Source organism: Psychrobacter sp. Ps7 (genome assembly GCF_022129225.1).
In the GTDB taxonomy this organism is placed as follows: domain Bacteria; phylum Pseudomonadota; class Gammaproteobacteria; order Pseudomonadales; family Moraxellaceae; genus Psychrobacter; species Psychrobacter immobilis_A.
The window spans coordinates 51,046-72,039 of sequence record NZ_JADQAH010000014.1 but is presented as its reverse complement, the minus strand read 5'-3'; the positions used below and the strand labels follow the sequence as shown (position 1 = coordinate 72,039).

General features: G+C 40.3%; 15 protein-coding genes and 1 CRISPR repeat array. Of the genes, 12 read left to right on the top strand and 3 right to left on the bottom strand.

All coding sequences use genetic code 11. The features are described 5' to 3' along the window. Positions 1–679: 679 nt before the first annotated feature. The 3 genes from I3257_RS07065 to I3257_RS07055 are packed head-to-tail and all read left to right on the top strand — an operon-like array spanning position 680 to position 7,183. Positions 680–1,321, top strand: a complete 642-nt coding sequence (locus I3257_RS07065) for a hypothetical protein (RefSeq protein WP_238049235.1) — start codon at positions 680–682, stop codon at positions 1,319–1,321. Next, positions 1,321–3,843: a hypothetical protein gene (locus I3257_RS07060; protein ID WP_238049234.1), complete on the top strand. Its 2,523-nt coding sequence runs from the start codon at positions 1,321–1,323 to the stop codon at positions 3,841–3,843. Before I3257_RS07065 ends, I3257_RS07060 begins: the two co-directional genes overlap by 1 nt. Then, positions 3,830–7,183 (top strand): site-specific integrase, encoded by a 3,354-nt coding sequence (locus I3257_RS07055; RefSeq protein ID WP_238049233.1) that lies wholly within the window; start codon positions 3,830–3,832, stop codon positions 7,181–7,183. The genes I3257_RS07060 and I3257_RS07055 overlap by 14 nt, the downstream gene beginning before the upstream one ends. A 35-nt stretch (positions 7,184–7,218) precedes the next feature. On the opposite strand, the gene I3257_RS07050 is transcribed toward I3257_RS07055, so the two are convergent. Continuing rightward, positions 7,219–7,863 (bottom strand): helix-turn-helix domain-containing protein, encoded by a 645-nt coding sequence (locus I3257_RS07050; RefSeq protein WP_238049232.1) that lies wholly within the window; start codon positions 7,861–7,863, stop codon positions 7,219–7,221. Between the two features lie 159 nt (positions 7,864–8,022). Between I3257_RS07050 and I3257_RS07045 the strand changes: the two genes are divergently transcribed. Genes I3257_RS07045 through I3257_RS07035 form a run of 3 tightly spaced genes read left to right on the top strand, consistent with a single transcriptional unit; the run spans position 8,023 to position 9,836 of the window. Further along, complete coding sequence (locus I3257_RS07045) at positions 8,023–8,370, top strand: hypothetical protein (protein ID WP_238049231.1); 348 nt, start codon at positions 8,023–8,025, stop codon at positions 8,368–8,370. Next, entirely contained in the window at positions 8,363–9,268 is a 906-nt protein-coding gene (locus I3257_RS07040; protein ID WP_238049230.1) for a hypothetical protein, read from the top strand. The genes I3257_RS07045 and I3257_RS07040 overlap by 8 nt, the downstream gene beginning before the upstream one ends. Next, complete coding sequence (locus I3257_RS07035; RefSeq protein ID WP_238049229.1) at positions 9,243–9,836, top strand: hypothetical protein; 594 nt, start codon at positions 9,243–9,245, stop codon at positions 9,834–9,836. The genes I3257_RS07040 and I3257_RS07035 overlap by 26 nt, the downstream gene beginning before the upstream one ends. Positions 9,837–10,152: 316 nt before the next feature. On the opposite strand, the gene I3257_RS07030 is transcribed toward I3257_RS07035, so the two are convergent. After that, the gene (locus tag I3257_RS07030; RefSeq protein WP_238049228.1) at positions 10,153–11,274 is read right to left on the bottom strand and encodes a Fic family protein; all 1,122 of its coding nucleotides are present in this window, start codon (positions 11,272–11,274) and stop codon (positions 10,153–10,155) included. A 388-nt stretch (positions 11,275–11,662) separates the two neighbouring features. Beyond that, positions 11,663–12,282: direct repeats of the CRISPR family, unit length 32 nt; unit sequence TTCGCGTCCATCACGGGCGCGTGGATTGAAAC. Positions 12,283–12,793: 511 nt separating this feature from the next. Between I3257_RS07030 and rluF the strand changes: the two genes are divergently transcribed. Then, complete coding sequence (gene rluF / locus I3257_RS07025) at positions 12,794–13,780, top strand: 23S rRNA pseudouridine(2604) synthase RluF (protein WP_238049227.1); 987 nt, start codon at positions 12,794–12,796, stop codon at positions 13,778–13,780. A 468-nt stretch (positions 13,781–14,248) separates the two neighbouring features. Continuing rightward, positions 14,249–14,956: a hypothetical protein gene (locus tag I3257_RS07020; protein WP_201554446.1), complete on the top strand. Its 708-nt coding sequence runs from the start codon at positions 14,249–14,251 to the stop codon at positions 14,954–14,956. A 136-nt stretch (positions 14,957–15,092) separates the two neighbouring features. On the opposite strand, the gene I3257_RS07015 is transcribed toward I3257_RS07020, so the two are convergent. Continuing rightward, the gene (locus I3257_RS07015; RefSeq protein WP_201540024.1) at positions 15,093–15,353 is read right to left on the bottom strand and encodes a hypothetical protein; all 261 of its coding nucleotides are present in this window, start codon (positions 15,351–15,353) and stop codon (positions 15,093–15,095) included. A 539-nt stretch (positions 15,354–15,892) separates the two neighbouring features. Here I3257_RS07015 and I3257_RS07010 point away from each other — a divergent pair. From I3257_RS07010 to I3257_RS06995, 4 genes are all read left to right on the top strand, one after another. After that, positions 15,893–16,282, top strand: a complete 390-nt coding sequence (locus I3257_RS07010) for a hypothetical protein (RefSeq protein ID WP_238049226.1) — start codon at positions 15,893–15,895, stop codon at positions 16,280–16,282. A 493-nt stretch (positions 16,283–16,775) separates the two neighbouring features. After that, positions 16,776–17,366 carry a hypothetical protein gene (locus I3257_RS07005; protein ID WP_238049225.1) on the top strand — a complete coding sequence of 197 codons (591 nt, stop codon included), beginning with the start codon at positions 16,776–16,778 and terminating at the stop codon, positions 17,364–17,366. Between the two features lie 467 nt (positions 17,367–17,833). Further along, positions 17,834–20,137, top strand: a complete 2,304-nt coding sequence (locus I3257_RS07000; protein ID WP_238049224.1) for a TonB-dependent receptor — start codon at positions 17,834–17,836, stop codon at positions 20,135–20,137. Between the two features lie 88 nt (positions 20,138–20,225). Further along, positions 20,226–20,994: sulfite exporter TauE/SafE family protein (locus I3257_RS06995; protein ID WP_238049223.1), on the top strand; the 769-nt coding region annotated here is incomplete at its 3' end.

The window sequence follows — 20,994 nt, the reverse complement described above, 5'->3', positions numbered from 1 at the left end:
GCTCGCTTGTGTCTTTATCTGGTTGCCCTTGATTTGAATTCTATACACACCCTAGTGTTTAAAATATTCTTTTTAAAGTATTTAGCCAATATAAGCTAATTGAAAAAACTAAACAATATTTTATAAAATCAATTACAGGAAATGATTGTATGTTCAGAGCTTTACATATTTTTTTATCGATATGATAGAACACAATTTGCAAAGGATACACTGAGTGGATATTTTTATATAGTATATATTATATATATAAAAACTATTTATCATCATAAACCCCAATATATATAGCTTACATTTTATTTATACACTATCTACTAGATATAACGCTCAGGTGACTTAGAAATATATAGCGTTTGACTTGCCAGCGTTACCGAACTTCATCACCGCTCAGGTGACTTAGAAATACATTGAGCCTAAAGAGTTGCAGCAGTCAATCTTCATCACCGCTCAGGTGACTTAGAAAATGGCCCCTGCTGTGCTTGGTGTTGCAAACCTCTTCATTACAGCATCGATTGCAGTTAGCCAATTGCAACCCCAATCCATTGTCCTAAATTACTTCTCTATTCACCCACCCCGCCCACCAACGCCAGCTTATTCCTAAAACACTTTAGGTGAAATTGTCATAAACACTCTCCAACAAATACTCAAAATACGATAGGCGTCACGTACTGTCGTGTATTTCATGATTCTGCTTCAATCCTTAGTAAAATGGGTTTTAATTATTAGCCACTCATGTAAGGTGGGAGTGAAGGTCAATATACAGCGCGTAACGACCAAGTCACCGAAACATTATTTTAGTGGGATGTTTATGAAGTCACATAAATCACTATCGATTGCCAAGTTGCAGACAACATCGGTTCTCATATTTCAAGACGCCCTTGATCTATTCAACATTTATACTTGTTATATCAGACCGTTTATTGCTGAAAGCTTTAAGCCTGAGCATAGCGCTGTTTGGACTGAAACTACATCGTTCATCAAAGAAGATAAAAAGTGGTTTCAGGTTAATAACTTTGAGCTTTTCCACCTGATCAAAAGCCCTAGTATTGATTTTAATGCACTAAGACAAGAAGTGCATGTGAAATACATCTTAAAAGATGATTTTAGTCTCAACCTTTGTTTTCATGAGCTTATTGAATTGATTGCTCTTCATAACAAGAAGCTGGATATCAAACTCATTTATAGACAACTTAAAACTATCTTAGATAAACAGATGAATCAGCAGTTATTTGACAAAAATATATTTGCCGTCACCAAGTTTTGTGAGCTTATAAAAATAAATGAGCAAACTTATCATAAACGTCGTCCTACTGGAGTATCGTGATGGCTCAAGATAATGACACCTCGCCCAATCCGGAACAATGGCTATCTACAAAGACCATTGATCACTTAAAGAGTGATCAAGCGTTTGTTTACCCAGAATCTGTTGTAGAGGCTATCTCCACCATCGTTATTGCAGTACATGAAGATTATAAGCGCGCTGATAACTCTATTGAATACTTATTAGAGACTATTGTGCCACTACTACAAAATGAGCCAGTTGCCGATCAGCATATGCAGATCAATCGCACTGATTTGGCACAAAAACCACTGATGATGCAGCTGCTTATCCTAATGCAGGATATTGTCACCAAACAACAACTAGGTCACTCATTGCAATTGATTTGGCTGTCCATAGCGATGCACACCGCAGCTTTACTTATCGTTCAAGATAAAAAAACTCATACCAACAATGTACTCATGCAATTTAAGATGGCCCGGTTTTCAGCCTCTTCAAGGCGCACATGGCTTTGGCAGGCACTTCCTGATATCGCCCAAACTGAGATAAGCATAAAGCGTATATTATCGGAATTTAATAGTCTGTTAGAACAGAAAAAAAGCGCACTTGAAGTGCTAAATAATAAACAAGCTGCTCATACCGAAGAAAAGAAAGCATCAAAAGGTAAGTCTAATGAAAATGCTAAATATACAGAGAAAATAAAAAAGGATAAGGCTGATGCAAAAGCAAAACTCAGTCAAATAGAGAAAATAACGACCGCCTATCAAAGTGCGCACGCATTACAGAAGTCAAAACCTAAGTATAAGAAGCCACCTAAGAATATTAAAATTAAAGCGATCAACTTAGCAGACAATACATCGACATTTCCCTTAGACTCTACTACAACGAACCATAACTGGAATACTGCGCCCAACAATGATGTATGGGATAGCACACGTGATGATATAGAACACAGTGATACTGCCGTAGATCTCGCATTTTTAGACCCTAATACCGAAATCTACGAAGGGTTAACTACCAGCTTTGAAGAGCGTATTGACCACTATGAGGCGCCCTATCTCAGCTATGGCGAATATCCAAACCCGTTAACCAAAAACTCTATACCGCTGCAAACTATCGACCTATCGCTACAGCAAAACTATATGTCTCAGCGCGATCTTGCGCTCAACTCTAACACGCGATTACTCTCCCTTGCCGGCTACCAAGCGCTATTTGCTGCGCTCAACCAAGATGCAAGCACCTTACCAGAATCAGAGACTCATAAAACTTGTGCGGGTATTTTACTGTTATCTATGATTACCGGACTGCCAGTTAAGTCTTTACTAATACTTGGCTATATCGGTCACCCTGGTATTTTTAATCTTAAGGGTAAAAGGTATTACATTAAACACAGCTTAGGTATTACCAAAAGGTCCATAAGCCAAACTTTAACAAAGGAAGATTATGAAAACCATTCCGATACCATCAAAGTTCCACTACCGTCACGGCTGATAGACAATCTGCTTGCCTGTCAGTTGCCGGTAAAAGAAGATTTTACGGCTTATCTTGCCAACTTGCGTAGCAGCCTTGGATTGCCGTACCTGTCCGTCAATCGTATAGAGACCGCACTACATGTCGTGCTCTCTCGTTATACACCTGATTGTCATCGGCATATTGCCGATATCATCTGTCGCACGCCAGCACCACATGCCCCAGCGATGTATTACAGCAGCCATACCAGTGAGATGATCATTTCTCACTATAAATCAGCGCTAAGCGTATTGAGCAGATTAAATAGTTTTGACTTAAATTATATCATCCCTTGGTATAAATATACCGTAGGCTCAGGGTTTGCGCTCAAAATTGAGAGCGTCCACAACATCATGAATGAGATGAAAACCTGGGCAGATCAAAGTACAAATGATGAGAATCACTTCAATCGAACCAGTATTTATGTATGGTTCGTATTTTGCCTCTTAACCGGCGTGCGACCGAACAACGGGCTTGGGAAAATGTGCAATATAGATCTCGAGATGGGTTGGCTAGTTATCAATGACAAGCCTGTTAAAAAAGTCAAAAGTGATCGTCTGATACCGCTTTGTTCTACTCTTGTAAGACATTTAATAGACTATAGAACATATTTGATTGATTATCAGGCTAAGCATCAGTCAAACCATGTCATCAGCGCCACCATTGACGATATTCGCTTAGGTAACGACGAGGCTTTATTGAGACTGTTGTCTGAGACGGCTCATACCTTAAAGGACATTAAGCGCGGTGATGCCTATCATATGACCAAACACATCATTGATGCTAACCCCTATTGGACACGTCACCTTGTCCGTACTCAGCTTGAAAAGCTTGGCGTTTCCTTATCGCTGATTAACACAGTTATTGGTCATGAAAAAGCTCGTCAAGAAGTGTTGGGACGTTTCTCATCGAGTAGTAAAGCAGATATTAAGCGTGTGGCATCCGCGTTTGAGCAGATCGCTGAGCAGCTAGGACTAACCGACATAAAAATCAACCACTGCCCTAATCCAAATCATGTTGGTATAAGCCCCATAGAGGTAGATCATGCTAATAGATAAGTTACACTTACCAAAAATTATTGATGACTTAGCAAAGTTTGATGGTAGAAAAAAGCGCTATGTGCCTTACCCGTCCATACTCAAAGACAGTGACGCGATAAGGAAACGTGAGATACAGCTACTTGCCGATTTACAGACCAAGTGGGATTCCTTGAAAAAAACCTATCCTGGCAATATCAGATTTATAAAGTCTTTTAATAAACATTACCGACAAGTGCTTTGGCCCAATGACCGTATCTTTTTGGCTTTACAAGGCGCTACTAGTTATGCCGATGGATTATGGTTGCCACAGAGCCAAGTGATAGGTCAGTTTCAACGTGACTTTAATGAGCAACTACGGCCTTTATCTAAAGAAGGGTTCGATAAGTTTCAAACTGTCGTTCAGGATGAGATTGCTCAAGCCTATAAATCAACCAAGGTACTAAAACAAGCATGGCGAACCGTTACTAAGTTTATCGATTATCAAAACCAACATTATATGCTTGCTGAATACAGTTATCCTAAGATCATCGCGCCGCAGCCCACAAAAATTAATCCACTGACTATAAATACAGGTTGGGTCAAAAACGGTAAGTCACTGGTCAAAACTATTCGCGCAGTACAGCATCACTGGGATCAAACAGCCGAATATAGCCAAGAGCAGATCTTAGGTTGGCTGGTATTCTCAGGTATTGTATATGGCGGCATCAATGAGGTACAGATGCTTCAAGGGTGGCTTGCTTCTTTACTTACTAAAGAGTATCAGCCGTTTATCAATGAAAGAATCGTGGTCTCGCCACGCTTTGTGCAAAAACGCTATGGTAACGAACGCGTAGAAGGTAGTGACACGCTTTATAACACCAAGCAAATCGTCGTAGATGTGGTCAGTCAATGCTGGCTGATGCGTTACCATAAAAACAGCTCTAAAGAAGAGATAAAACATACGCTAGCCAACCTTTCTGAAGATAGCCTTAAGCAGTATCTGATAAGCACTCTAGCCGACGTAACAGAGCCTTTATCTATTAAGCCACTTCCCTTTTCAAGGTTTTTATATTACGCCAGTTATTATTGGGAGATGCTAGATGGCGCTGATATTGATAATGCTTCAGTTGGGGTGCTACGAGGTATGCATAACACTGTTGGGCTGAGTACGCAGGACTTTGACCGTTTTTTGAACCAAAAATATCAATATAAAGAGGAGCCGTATGATCTAGAACATATATTGACGCTGTCTATCAGCAAAAACTCTATTAATCAAAAAGAGACGCCTAGCAGTCCTATCAAAAAGATAGAGGTTAGAAAGTCTGATTTAATTATGAATCTTACTAAAGACTTCAAAATGGATGAAAAACAGAAAAAGAAAAAAATCAGCCAAACGACGTACACCCTTATCGAAAGAGTACAAAAACGCTATGAGCAATATGATGACTTAAGTGAAAAGATTTTATTAGATTGGGTACTAAGTTTACTAAATCGAAAGGAGTCAAAATCGCTTAGTAATGAGTCTATTTTGAAATATATTAGAACCATAGGCTATGAATGGTTATATTTCACAACGGCGCAGCCGCTTGATATTTGGTCAGAGGAAGAGTTTGAGGAACTTTATGAAGATATTTTAGAATACAAAGCTGTCGTACGAAACAATACTGACATTGGATACTCTGCCAACTTATTCAAGAGTATGCACAACTTTGCTAAGAGCAAATACAACCTACCCTCCGTGAACTTCCAGCAGTCCAAAAACGGTCGGCGGGTACGTGCGGAGCTGATATCACCTCAAGCTTATCGAGCCATTATTACGCAGATATTAGGGTCTGTAGATATATTGGAGCGGGAAATGTTCGCACTCTTGTTCATATTGGTCTATCGTACTGGCATGCGCAAAAAAGAGCTACTGGGGCTCAAATTTAATGACATTGAAGGGCTTAAGTTTGCGCGGCCGTCATTGGTCATCAGACCAAACAGCTTCCGCTCAATCAAGACGCAAAGTAGCGTGCGCCGCGTGCCTATTTTTGCCTTATTAAAACCTGATGAGTTGCACTTTTTTATGAGCTTTGTGCAAAGCAATATCGGTGATAATACAAACAAGTTTATATTTACCTTATCGTCTGATCAGCGCCCTATTGACGATCATGTGCCTTTAGATTTACTCAAACAGGTCTTAAAGGACATATCAATAGATAAAAACGTAGCAACGCATACCATCCATGGCTTTAGGCATACAGCGGTGAGCAATTTATCTTTAGTGCTATTAAGTCATCCAGATCTCGTAAAATCCCTAACCGACTATGACAAAAACGACATACTGCGTATAAAGAAAGGCCTACTTGGAGAGCATATCGATGCACAAGATCGCTGGTACGCTCTATCAGGTATTATGGGGCACTTGTCGCCTGAGCGTAGCTTTGAGTATTACAACCATTTTGCTACCTTGATGGCCACTTATGCTTTAAGCGTCTCTGATATAAAACTACCTAAACAAACACTATTTAATATTACCAAATTTACTAAACTTACTGTAAGAATGATCAATGATAACGGCGACATTAATGATAACGGTATGGTCAGTATGCCCAGTATCCGTAAGCTTTTATTTAAAAGTATCATAGAAGGCAAACGCAAGTCACCGCGATTTACAGTCGAAAATCCTGATAAGTATTTTTTATTAAACACGGAGCCATTAGCCACTGATGAGCTGTTTGGTCGTTACGGTTTAAACCGAGTACAACTATTATTACAGACTTCTGATGAAAAAACCTCCTTAAATAAAGCCGCACAGCTGGCAAATATTTCTATGCACGATGCAGAGATTTTAATAAAACGTGCAAGAGAGGTTGCCGCCATCACCACCAAACGCGGTAAACCTCGCTTTGTAAAACCAACAGATTTAGAGACTACTGCTTTAAGTCCGCTAAGTATTCAATACCAAAGTGATCTGAGATTGCTATCACCCCTATTAAGCAACGCTTATCGACTACGAGAAAAATCAGAGCCTGACTGGACTTGGTTCCTTGGTATATGCCGTCAGAAACTGTCTAATAGCAGAGCCTCTATATCATTTGTAAGAAAAGAGAAAAAAGAATTAGTGCATTTTTTGCGTATCGCTAAAGAACTGCTACCTTTGAAGCATTGGCTTATGAGCGGTAATAAAGCTGTACTAGAGAACACCAAAACAGATGATGATTACCAAGATATCAAGCAGCATTCTAATGATTCAATAAGCACTATCTACATCGGCATTGCTAGCCGCGACAATAGAAGTCAGATGAATAAATGGCAATACTCGCCACTGTTAAGGTTTTTTGTACACATGATACTCATCACTGACGAAACACTGCCTATTATTGATAATGAGTCTTAAAAAATTTCCTGACTATAATTATCAAGTAAAACAGATTATCTCAGCTTAATTCTATGTTCAATAGCGATGCCACATACCTCAAAAAGCGTATAACGACTATCAATAATCGGAAAGTCGTTATTATTTGAAACTAGCTGTGAATAATTCTTGGCTGTACCTTCATCAATCCCTGGCGACCGCCACTTCCTAAAAACAACTTCTTTTGATTTTTTTTCTAATGCAACAATATAGTCGCCAGGACTAGGACTTAACTTAGGATTTATGAGAATTAGTTCACCGACCTTAAAATCTGGCTGCATACTTTCATTTTCTAGAATCAACCAGTAATGATGTTCACTATATTCAGCACCCAAAATAGGTATATATTTATCAACTACTATACTTTCAGAATCTATGTAGAACTTAGCCGCTTGAGCAAAGTTTAGTACAGGAGCATAGTACATATTTTCTGTACATATCGAAGAAGGATCATTTTTCGATACTGTGCCTTCAGTTAAGTACTCAATACTACAGCCAAAGTAATTTGATAGTAATTGTAAGTACTCAAATTTAGGTGCATTTTCATCATCCTCCCAATTCTTAATAGCTGTTTTAGAAACACCAATTTTTGCTCCTAAAGCATCTCGAGCAAGCTTCTTCTCTCTTCTAAGATTATATAATCGCTTTCCAATTGTTTGCATAAAATCACCTTACCTATAGGTAACTTATCTTATCAGTTGAGAAGGTAAGTTTTCTGTGTTTTAATAGGTAAGTAAACTTACCTTACGTGTTTTAGAGTGTTATGAGATTAATAAAAATGTCTTTGAGTGGAAGTTATAAATCAATAAGAGGGAAACCGCATGCACCCATTATCTAAAGAACAACTTGAACAGTCACGCAGCATTCAGGCTCAAATACTGCAAAGCGCTGCAAAATATAAACGAGGTCAATTAGCGCAAGGCATCGGTGTTGATACCACTACCGTCAGTCGCTGGTTAGATAGCAGTAATAAAAACAGCAAATTGATACAGTTTGCCGCCATTTTGGCGATGTGCGATTTAAAAGTAGTACCTGCTGATATGAAATGCTATGACATGCAGAAAATTGACATCCTATTCCGACTCGCAAAAAACAGCTTTGATCGCTTAGATTTCGCAGAGGATTTTTTTATGACGCCAACGACTGATCAAGGAGGACATCATGAGTAAATCGGATGATGTGGGTATTTGGCTACCCATTTATATTGGTGAGATGCTGGCCATGACCACACGCTTTAGTACTGAGCAAGTCGGCGCGCTGTATTTACTTATGATGGATTATTGGAAAAATGGTGAGATACCACATGATGACAAAATTATTGCTGCGATCACTGGACTGTCTGCCATTAAAACCAAAACGTTTATCAAGTTACTTTTGAGTATTCAGCTCTTTGAAAGCAATGGCGAGCTATTATTCAGCTCATATCTTAACGATAAAAAAGAAACTGCGACAAATAATAGAAGGGTCAAGACGGAACGAGCTAAAAAAGCTGCTGATGCTCGGTGGGGTAAAAATGAAAACAATGACAGTCAAAACTCTAAGCCTGCTGATGATAAAACTAATCCACAAGAATTATCTGAGCCATGCCTAAGCAATACTAAGAATATGCTTGAGCAATGCCCGTCATCATCATCTTTATCTTCATCTAATAACTCTTCTCTCTCTCACTTAAATAATAACCGTTTAGATATTGATCCTATTAAAAACTGGGCAGCACCTACACTCAATCAGACAAACACTTTACTTAAAAACGCATCATCATCAGCACCAGTATTAGATTCAAAAGCTTATGCCAATCATATTAAGAGTTTCAAAACGTACTACACAGAGCAAGAGCTAAAAAACAATCCCATTTTAACGGATGACAGACGACGTGATGTGTTCATTACATGGATCAATAATGACCGTCAATATCATCCAAAAAATAAAAAAAGCAAAGGAGAGTACTATGAGTCAGCCTCAAAAACCAATCAAAAAAATGCATCTGGCGACGCGTTTGACTATGCTGCCCACTACGTTGAGCAAGGTCAACAAGACGTTGATGCCTACTTCGACCGCATGGCGTGATGACGATGCTATTGATGATAACCAACAGATGCGACAAATAACTAAAGAGCTGGTGATATTGTTTGGTGAATGGCAGCTAAATTTTGGTAATAAAGCAAAAGCTAAGGACTATCCTATACACAAAGCAATACTATGGGCAACGGTCATCATGCACTTGCAACCAACTGCTGATCAGTGGCAAAAAGCTCGGCAGCTCTCTATCCTTGAAGAATGGCCACCAAGCTCAGCGCGTGACTTACTAGCATTAGCAAATACTAGTGAGCAAAACTATCCAGACAGTCGCCAAGCTTATCTTGACGCTGCTCAGAAAAAGTATGTTCATGCTGTGGTTTATGAGACCGCTCGACGAGTTGGCTTTTCAGACATGAGAGATAAAGCAGAAACCGTTACCTATCCCTGTTGGCAGCAAATATATCCAAAGGTGTGTCAAGAATATAGCAACGGCGCAACATTCACACTACCTAAATCGCGACAAATTGCCCATAAACACATACCTATGTCTAATGACAGCCCTATGGCAGCAACCGTCGATACATTCTTAAAAGGGTTTGGGCGTCAAAGTATATAATGCTATATATGAATAAATTTCAATAAACACAACTGGCTTAGGTAGTCTGCTTTAAATGGTCTATTAATTAGTTAAAGCCTCTGTGTTACTGGATCCAGTTAACAATAAGTAAAGAAAAAGCCAGATACTGGCAGTATCTGGCTCATCTTAAATCCTCAACCTATTTCAGGATGAGATACTCTTAGTGTTACTGAATAAACTGTGAGTATTTAGCACAAGAGGCAGGTTTCCAATAAACTGAGCTATGCTGTAAATCCTATAAAAAATAGGTTAAGACACGACCGCTATAGATCCTGAAGACAAAATCCAATAACTTTTATAAAGCCACCTCATAACTCGTACTACGCCCAGAAGCCTCAGATTTTTTCAGCATCCCCTTCTCTATCAAATCATTGATATCCCGTAGTGCGGTATCTATAGAGCACTTAGCCATCACTGCCCATTTTTTAGTCGTAAGCTTGCCATAAAAATCAGTCAGCAAAGCATTCAGCATAGTGACTTGTCTGGTATTCAAAGCATGCTGTCGATGCGTCTGCCAAAAACTCGTTTTATGTATGATTTTATCTGTGGTCATTTGAGCAGCGATGAGAGATTGTTCTAGTGTTTGTAGAAACCAAACCAACCAAGCAGTGATGTCAGTATCGCCTTTTTGAGTGCGTTCCAATATTTTATAGTAGTCATTACGCTGTTTAAGAATCTGCGCTGACATACTATAAAACCGTTGATGACTCTCATCGCTTTGTGCCAGCACTCTCTCAGTAATGGCACGAGTTAGTCGTCCATTGCCATCATCAAAGGGATGTAAAGTGACAAACCATAAATGAGCAATACCTGCTTTGATGACCAAATCCATACTATCCTGCTCATTTGGTGACGTGTTAAACCATAATAAAAAATTGTCTAGCTCATCTGCTAGCCTATCCGCACTAGGAGCAACGAAATGAACTTGCTCGCGACCATAACCGCCAGAAACCACTTGCATAGGTCCTTGACTGTCATCACGGATACTGCCCGCTTTGATACGATACAGCCCACTATATCCATCTGGAAATAATGCCCTGTGCCATCCCAGTAAGTCATCCAGCGATAATGGTTGCTTGTAGTGATAGGTTGCATTTAGCACCATCTCTACTACCGCATCAATCTCACGAGTGGTTGCGAGCGTACTGTCATTATCTACACCTAAATGCCGTGCAACTGAGGAACGCACTTGCTCATTATTTAATGCCTCACCTTCTATTTCAGAGGTTTTAACGATCTCTAGCGTGACAGCATCTAACTGTGCCTCAACGTTAAGATCGAATCCTAACGTTAGTAATTTCCCAAGTAAACGGCCTTGTAATATCCGCACACGACTGACCAATGGCAGCAGTTTTTTATCCGACCATTGCCACTCAGTCCAGTCTGGATATTCATGAATATAGGTAATATGCTTCATATTTTCCTCAATTATATGCAGAGATTAAAAGATTAATCTCCTTATATTATGCAGAGAAAATAAAATAAAGACAATGCTTAGGGATTGAAACAAGAAGAAATCAGCTTGAAAGATAAGACGGAAGAAAGATATTGTTTATAGAAAATGCATTATTTTTGGCTTAATCTTCGCTAGAGTAGAGGTAAAAAGACTATAAAACTATAGTGCCCAAATACGTACTAAATTTTATCCTACATGAATTGACCTTGTCATTTTTTAATTACAGAATATCTGTAAGCCAATAAAATCAATACGTGTAAGATAATGTCATATTAAAATATTTGGTCGACCTACTTTGACATGGTAGAGGTTGAAACTCTATGCTGCGAACCTGTAGCAGAAGCTGTAATTCGCGTCCATCACGGGCGCGTGGATTGAAACTTTATCTGAGACTGCATCCTCCTCGGCAATCATTCGCGTCCATCACGGGCGCGTGGATTGAAACTGATAGCTGATAAATCAGTTTTATTAATTGCCTTTCGCGTCCATCACGGGCGCGTGGATTGAAACGTGCCAAGCCTAAGACGCAAGGCGTGGGGATTGTTCGCGTCCATCACGGGCGCGTGGATTGAAACCTGTGTAGCGTTACCATGAATACCATCTAGGAAGTTCGCGTCCATCACGGGCGCGTGGATTGAAACTTAATAACAAAGATCCCCATTAGAATTATGCTACTTCGCGTCCATCACGGGCGCGTGGATTGAAACAATACAATCAGAAGGGCTAGATGATAACGTAGACTTCGCGTCCATCACGGGCGCGTGGATTGAAACAATACAATCAGAAGGGCTAGATGATAACGTAGACTTCGCGTCCATCACGGGCGCGTGGATTGAAACCTTATACTTCTGAATATCCATTACCTGATTGTCTTCGCGTCCATCACGGGCGCGTGGATTGAAACGCCCTCAACGTAGATTAAGCGACCTTTACGCAATTCGCGTCCATCACGGGCGCGTGGATTGAAACCGCATAACTCAAGCATTCTATGGTGGTTCGTTGACCTACCTTGATATGTTAAAGATTGCCACTCAGTCCAGTATAGATTTTAGTGAATATAGGTAATATTCTTCATATTTTCTCAATTATATGCAAGGATTAAAACGCTAATCTCCTTATATTGTGCAGAGTGGTCTTACTAACCCCTGTCGCACTTACGATAGATAATGAGCTTACAGAGACGGTGCTCATCAAAGGGATTCACTACATACGTTCGTGCGATGATCATAGTATTTTATACGTTTGAGAGGAAAACGAGAAAGATATGCGTACTAGTGAGACTGGCGAGCTAACATAGGATAATATTGATTTTAATAGGTACAAATACGATACTGGATATATTTCTAAGGTTTTGCCCTTCTCTCCCGAAATGGATATTGAATTTCCTATATAATGTGAACCTTCTCTTTGTTGATAACCCCTTTAATTTAGGCTTTTTTCTTAGTAAAAAAATGCTTCTTATCAGGTAAAACGGTGCTTTATGTTTAACGCTTCCTCAACTCGTTTAAATAAATACATCAGCGAAAGCGGTATTTGCTCCAGGCGAGACGCTGACCGCTTTGTTGAACAAGGTAATGTATACATCAATGGTAAGCGTGCTCAAGTAGGCGATCAAGTGGTTGCTGGAGATACGGTAAAAGTCAACGGGCAACTCATTGAGCCGCGAGAGGCGGATGATTTTGTGTTTATTGTCTTGAATAAACCCGTGGGTATTGTGAGCACTACAGAAGCTTCAGAAAAAGATAATATCGTTGATTTCGTTCGACATAGTACACGTATTTTTCCGATTGGACGTTTGGATAAAGACTCTCAGGGTTTAATCTTTTTGACCAGTAATGGTGATCTGGTTAATAAGGTACTTCGTGCTGGTAATAACCACGAGAAAGAATATTTGGTGACGGTGAACAAGCCGATAACAGATAGCTTTATTGAGGGTTTAGCTGGTGGCGTGCCAATGCTTGGGAAGATGACCAAGAAATGCCCGGTTACTAAGGTGGCACCCACCGTGTTTAACATCACGCTAGTGCAGGGTTTAAACCGTCAAATTCGTCGTATGTGTGAGCATTTTGGCTATGAAGTGGTGAAGCTTGAGCGTACGCGGATTATGAATGTCAGTCTTAAAGGTACTCCCGTTGGAGATTGGCGAGATTTAACCGAAAAAGAGTTGTCTGTTTTACTTAAGTCCATAGAAGGTTCTTCTTCAGATGCCAGTAATCCGGGCAAGAAATCTCGTAATGCGCCACGAAAAAATGCTCGTACTGATGATTCATCAAAGACAAAAACGTCTTCAAAATCAGCGGGGACAGCAAAGGGCAATAAAAAACACGCCAAGGATGATGCGAGAAAACCAGCGGGTTCTAAAGGTAAGGATAGACGTCCTTTTGGCAATGGCAAAAAGGCTGTGGGCAATGGCAAACCTGCTACAAATGGTAAGCGCCCTGCAAAAGGTCGAAGTTCTAAGCGGTAGCAGTATCGCGACCATAGATTGATGGTTAATGGTTAACTAATTAAGACAGCTGATAAGAAATACTGCACAAATAGCCAGACAATTTAAGTTGTCTGGCTTTTTTGTTGCCTGCAGATTCTCTCAACCAAATAATTTTTATTATAAATCCAACTCATAACTCGTAATGCGCCCCGAAGCTTGAAATTTTTGCGGCATCCCCTGCTCTACTAAGTCATTAATCTCTCTTAATACGGTATCGATAGAACACTTGGTCTTAATTGCTGCGGCGCTGCCATACTATAAAATCGTTGGCTACTATTATCGCTTTGTACCAAGACTCTCTCAAAAACCTCTCAATAACTTCACGAAGTACCGTTGGTATGGGCGGACTAAAAATAGCAAAGTCTAAGACAGTTAGCAGATGTCATTATTTAAAAATTCGATTATAGTAGATATCACATCATACATTTAAAAGTTGAGGACAAAATAATGAAGACACTAAGTTTATGTATTGCAGCAGGACTGGGTTTAAGCGCTTGTGCTGGTGGAATGACAGGGAACACGGGTCAAAACAACAATGTTAATGGCATCGTCACTCAATACCCTGTTGAGACTGCCATGCTCAACATCTATACCAAACAACGCAGTGATAAATTAGTTGCAGTTGTCGGCAGTCAAAGCGTGTCAGCAGAGATTCAAGTGACGCCTAAAGGCAGTATGGTATTTAATAATAAGTCTGTACAAGGTACCGAGATAAACACCATCAATAAGATGAATAATCAAATCACCAATCAATCCGTCGCTATCAATTACTTCACCCTGAATCCACTGATATTCCATGGTTTTACAGACGGTACAGGTAAATACTCACTATCTAACCAGACGACCACCATTCCTAAAATGGCGACGGTAGGCGCTTCTAGTAAGCTACTGACGGAAAATGTCTATGCCGATAGCAGCATGCGTAACAAGATAGGGACTTATAACCAAGACTGGTCTTTATCGCGTGATACGAATAATACCGCATGGTTCTGTATAGAAACCTCAGGCAATCTATTACTCAGCTTTGACCCTGCAGGCACTTCATCAGAATGCTACAAGATCAATGCCAAAGGCGATATCTTAGCAAGCAAAGTGACACTGAGTCAGCCTAGTAGTAATGGTAGTACTAAGACGGTTACTTTAAACAGTCAGTAGTGATTATCTTTGTGACATGCTTTTTATCATATAGCCTTGTTACATAGCTTTCGTCACATAGCTTTTATTACATAACAACGAAACAAAAAAATAGCGCCTAATATGGGCGCTATTTTTATATCAGTAAGCTGAACGATTAAGAACGATGTCCATGAGTGTGCTTAGCTTGATATTTGCTTTTTGCTTTGAGATGAGCCGCTGGTTTTTTTGATTGATGCTTTGACACTACTACCTTTTTCTTAACATGCTGATGTTTATTATCAAACTTTGCATTGACCTTTTGATGCTTCACTTTAACAACATGATGTTTAGCAATTTGCGGCGCAGCACTTGCTTGGCTAACCATTGTGAAGCAAGCAGTAATGGCTAAAATTGAACTTATCATTATTTTTTTCATTATTTTTTCTCGTATAAAGTCATATTAGTTATGAGTTGTGGTTGAAACTGCCTTACTCAATATCGAGTAAAGCATTCACGTGATAAAAAGCATCATGATAAAAATCTGCTCTATCGACAACGAGAATGATAAATGATTCAAACGTTAAGTAGGTTTATGAAGATTGAAGAAAGGTAACCTTAATGAGGGAAGGTTTCTTAAGTGGTACGCTATAAGCGTCATATTGGCGCTTTTCTAGACGGGCAAGTAATAGCGAATGAAAAGATATCTTATATATAGATTAGGATGACTGGCTTTGGCATATTTTTTATAAAACGTAGACGTTGTCACGATACTTTCATTTTCACCCTATAAAATGCGTTGATTATTCAAAGCCATTGACGATATGCCGCATCACAATAAAGACTTTTAAAGAGTAAATACCAAACCAAGTAGGCTAGATAAGTATTCTGCAAGGGTCGTTGGCATATGGATTTTTTTAAAGTAGCCAACTGATGGCCTTCTGAATAGTAATTTTGAAATAACTGAGAATCGATGTAATGAACCATTACTTATGTTTGACAGATTATGAAAAAAACTTGATTGATAGTGCTTTGCTCATTCTGATGAAAAAAAACATCCAATATAGCGATCAATCAAAAGAAAACTCAGTGCAGCAATACTATCAAGATTTTAATCTCACACTTTTTGAGCTATGTGCAAAAATAAAAGCACCTGATTTTGATAAGCAAATGGATTTATCCTCAAGAGAAATCAAAGCAATTAAAAAAGCCCTAACATCACTGTACAACCGTATCTATCAAAGAACCCTTAAGGATATAGAGGGCAATCAAGAAGATCACTATAAGAGCTGTAAGTTACAGATTATAGAATTAGAGAGAAAAATCGATGTTATCGAGAAAAACAATATAGAGAGCAATAGTTGTTAAATTGCTCTTTTTTGCCGAAAAATTTCACTATTTTTAAGTCGCTAGCACCATCAATATTGGTCGCGTAAAACAAAAAATCGCACTCCGCATTACATTAGCCTATCTTTTCCGCTGGGTCTTATTAGCTCTTTCTCATTTGCTTGGTTATCGTCTAGCTACTTCAGTCATATAGTCTTCTCAGTACAAGATGGATATAAGTACAGCAAAGGATAATACGGCAAATTAAGATACGATAAATTAAAGTACGGCAAATAGCAGGCTGAGCAAACATGACGACGCTGTGACCGATTTCTCTAGAATGCCCGATATATATCTATACAAGACTTGTAAAGAGCATACCCCTTGTCTTAGAATGGCATTGCTAATGATAATGTCTATTTTGTTAAGTATTCTTTCTAAAATGCTTTAAACTGACGTTTTAAGTTAGCACACCTCCTTACTTATAAATGTTACCTATGCATCATCAGCATGCTGGTAATACGATGACCCTATCATGTCTACTAAGCGCCGTAAGCTTGTTTTACGATATTCATCACCGGTAACGATGTGGTTCGGCATGTTGGTCGCATGTTTTGCTTGGATCATGCACATCACGCTGTTGCTCACACCTCTATGGGATGATAATGCCCACTTAGGTCATGGTATCTGTGCAGAGCTTGCACCGATTGTATCGGCAGTTAAGCAGTATGAGCAAATACAGACTGATATTGCGCAAACGAATCACAACATACCCATTGATAGTGCCGCCCGTCATTTACTTCATCATAATGCATCCTTATCTTTAGCATCGCCTGCGACCGTTGAGCCAGTTATAACGGTTGACGCCGCACCTTCACAGGAAGCTTTGTATGGCAAAGATAAGGTTGAAAGCTCTGAATCTAACCCTGATACCTTAAAATACACTGGCTGTGACCTTTGCACTGCCATGTCTGCGGCACTATTGCCAGTCGCTTTTACACATACTGACTCGGCTTTGATTGAGCTGTCTATTGTCTCAGTCACGTTTTTGTATCGCTCACATACCTACTCTCCTAGTAATTTTTTACGACCCCTCGCACGCGCTCCTCCAGTCATACTCACATAATTATCTACATAATTATCCACATTTATAGTCCAATATTTTTAGGGCGTGTCCTCATTTTAAAAATGGTGATAAACATGAGATAAATTGCCGTCAAACAAGAAAAGTAGCGCAAATAATATCGAGATATTAATAAGCTATTTGATGATGTTTGGCAAAATTTAGCCATTTTTAGCCCATTTCGAAAGTAATCGATTGAATTGAGGACACGCCCTAGAGCATTAGTGACAATGCTCTCAATCAACGCGCTCATTTGACGCTCTGATTGAGGCACTTGTATGCGTTTGCCTAAAACATTGCGCTCAAAACTGTGCTCATAATATTGTGCTCATAATACTATCTATTTATATCGGAAAATATTCAGTAAGTGCCTAGTCTAAGTCCATAAGTGGCTTGGCTTACCTTGCCTCTTGGTAAAAACTGAATAACCGATTTCATAAAATATTTTTGCAAGTTTCTAGGAAAAAAAGATGTCATCTTCATCAATGAATGCTGTACCTATTTTAAAACTAAGTGTTTTAGCCTTGTCTTTATTGCATATCAGTAGCGCTTATGCGGATTCCACAACCGTAAAGGCGCACATGCCTACTACGGATGATGAGCCACATATCCGATTGCCAGAAATCGTCGTTTATGCGACAGCAGCGGATAAGCCATATAGTACCGATGCACTTGGAACAACAGCCAGCCTTAATCAAAAATTTATTAGCAGCAAACAAGTGGCAAGCAGTGATACGGCCACTATACTGACAAAAATACCCGGTCTGAATGTACAAAGTGCCGGTGGCATCTCAAACTTGCCCGTGATGAGAGGCTTGGCGGACAACCGTCTGCGTATCTTAGTGGATGGCGTTGACTCAATCGCCTCTTGTCCGAACAGTATGAACTCACCCTTGTCTTATATTGCGCCAAGCGCTATAGACAAGACCACCGTTTATGCAGGTGTGACGCCTGTGAGTGTCGGTGGTAATAGTATTGGCGGTACTATCGTTGTCGAAACAGCAGAGCCTATCTTTTCAACGGATAGCGACATACTAACTTCAGGTGAAATTGGCACATTTTATCGTAGTAATGGTGACGCCTATGGGGCTAACTTGTCGACCACAGCGGCAAACGATCAGCTTAGCCTCACCTATAAAGGCAGCTTTGCGCAGGCGGATAATTATAAAGCTGGTGGTGATTTTAAATCTTATACCCAAACAGGTAACCCTAATAAAACATTAGCGAAAGACGAAGTTGGTTCAACCGCTTATGAAAGCAAAAACCAGTCAGTAGATGTGGCTTATAAGAGTGGCAATCATCTGCTACAAGGAACTTATCTGTGGCAAAACGTCCCAAAAGAGCTATATCCAAATCAGCGGATGGACATGCTCGACAATCAGCTTGACCGCATTAATTTGCGTTACAAAAGCGAGTTAAATTGGGGGCAGTTAGAAGCACAGGCCTATCATGAAAAAGTCGATCACTATATGAACTTTGGAGACGACAAACAGTTCTTATATGGTAATGCCAAAGGTATGCCGATGTACACCAGTAGCGAGACCATCGGTGCCAATCTTAAAGGTATTATTGATTTAACCAACCAAGGCACGCTCAATATAGGTGCTGAATATCAAGACTACACGCTCGATGATACGTGGGCGGCATCTGGCGACGGTATGATGTCGCCAAACGACTTTCAAAATATCAACAATGGTCAGCGTCAGCGCATCGGTATCTATGGCGAATGGGAAAAAGACATCTCGCCTGACTGGAGCACCCAGCTTGGCGCTCGCTATGAAAACGTACGTACCAGTGCTGATGAAGTACATGGCTATCAAATCGAGGGTCAAAACAATATGACCAATCAGCTGCGAGATAGCGCTAACTTTAATGCCAGTGACCGCCGAACCACGGATAACAACTTTGATATTACTGCACTCGCACGCTACGACATTGATTCACAAAAAAATCTAGCATTAGGTCTATCGCACAAAGAGCGCACGCCAAGCTTATATGAACGCTATACCTGGTCCACTTGGAAAATGGCGGCCATCATGAATAATACCGTTGGTGACGGTAATGGCTATTTTGGTGATCCTAATCTACGCCCAGAAAAATCCAACACCCTATCTGCCACCTTAGACTGGCGCGGTGCTGATGATAGCTGGGGCGTTAAAGCCACTCCTTACTATTCAAAAATTGACGACTATGTCGATGCCGTACAGTGGAACCCCATGGCAAACACAGCAGCTAGCACTCAAACAGCGAATCAATATAATGTGCTGCGCTATACCAACCAAGATGCTGAGATATATGGCATAGATATCTCAGCCAATCGGGAGCTGGCAGCAAATGCTTGGGGGTACTGGAATATAGTAGGCTCCTTAAGCTATACCAAAGGGGAAAATAAAGACAGCGGCTCAGACTTATATAACATCATGCCATTCAATGGCAGTGTTGCTCTGAATCGGGAAAATAACGGTTGGACAAACCAAATCGAAGTGGTGGGCGTCGCGGCTAAAAATGATATCTCAACCCCTCGCAACGAAATTAAAACGGCGGGTTATGGTCTCTTAAATCTCAGTACAGGCTATCAGTTTAAAGAGGTAGCGATTGAGGCTGGTATCGATAACGTATTCGATAAAAACTATGACCTACCTCTAGGGGGCGCATACATGGGTCAAGGCAAAACCATGTCAATGAATGGCGAAATAGGCAACGGTTCTAACTGGGGCACTGCCGTTCCTGGCGCAGGCCGATCATTGTATGTGGGTGTCAACTATAAGTTTTAGGTGTCATTAAGATAGGTCATTAACTGACTAACATAACGATTAAACCTTCAACGGATTTTATTTATCTTATATTTTAGGAAGCACCTTCATGACTATGGCACTATTAATTGCAGCATTTTTAATGGGATTTTTTGGTTCGCCGCATTGCTTAGGTATGTGTGGCGGTATCGTCACCGCATTCGGACTATCGATGAAAGAAACCAGTCCAGCAAAAAAACGCGGCCTCATTGCGACTTACCATTTGGGGCGCTTACTCAGTTATGCCCTATTGGGCTTAATTGCTGGAGTGATTGGCACCACGGTATTAACCCCTCTGATGGTTGGCAATAGCACACCTCGCATTCTACTAGGGTTGGTCTTGGTATTTGTCGGATTAACCATGCTAGGGTTGCCTTTTTTAAACAAGCTTGAACGTCTTGGTATGCATTTTTGGCAAGCTTTATCACCTCTGCGGCAAAAAGTATTCCCCTTAAACACCTTTCCTCGAGCATTGACGGCAGGTTTATTATGGGGGTTTTTACCCTGTGGTCTCGTTTATGGCGCATTACTTATTGCGGTCGTCGGTCATGACCCGCTCACAGGTGCCGTATTAATGTTTGTCTTTGGTCTAGGAACCGTACCCATGCTCGTCGCCACGCACGAAACGGTCAACTGGATGCGCAATCAAATCGGGCGTTTGCGCCTAAGGCAAGTGAATGGCGCAATCATGATGCTATCTGGCTTAGCCGTCATAGCGGTGCCGATGGTCATGGCCAATATGCATGGTGGACACGGGCAAATGAACCATGAGCAAATGAATCACGAGCAAATGAATCACGAGCAAATGAATCACGAGCAAATGAATCACGAGCAAATGA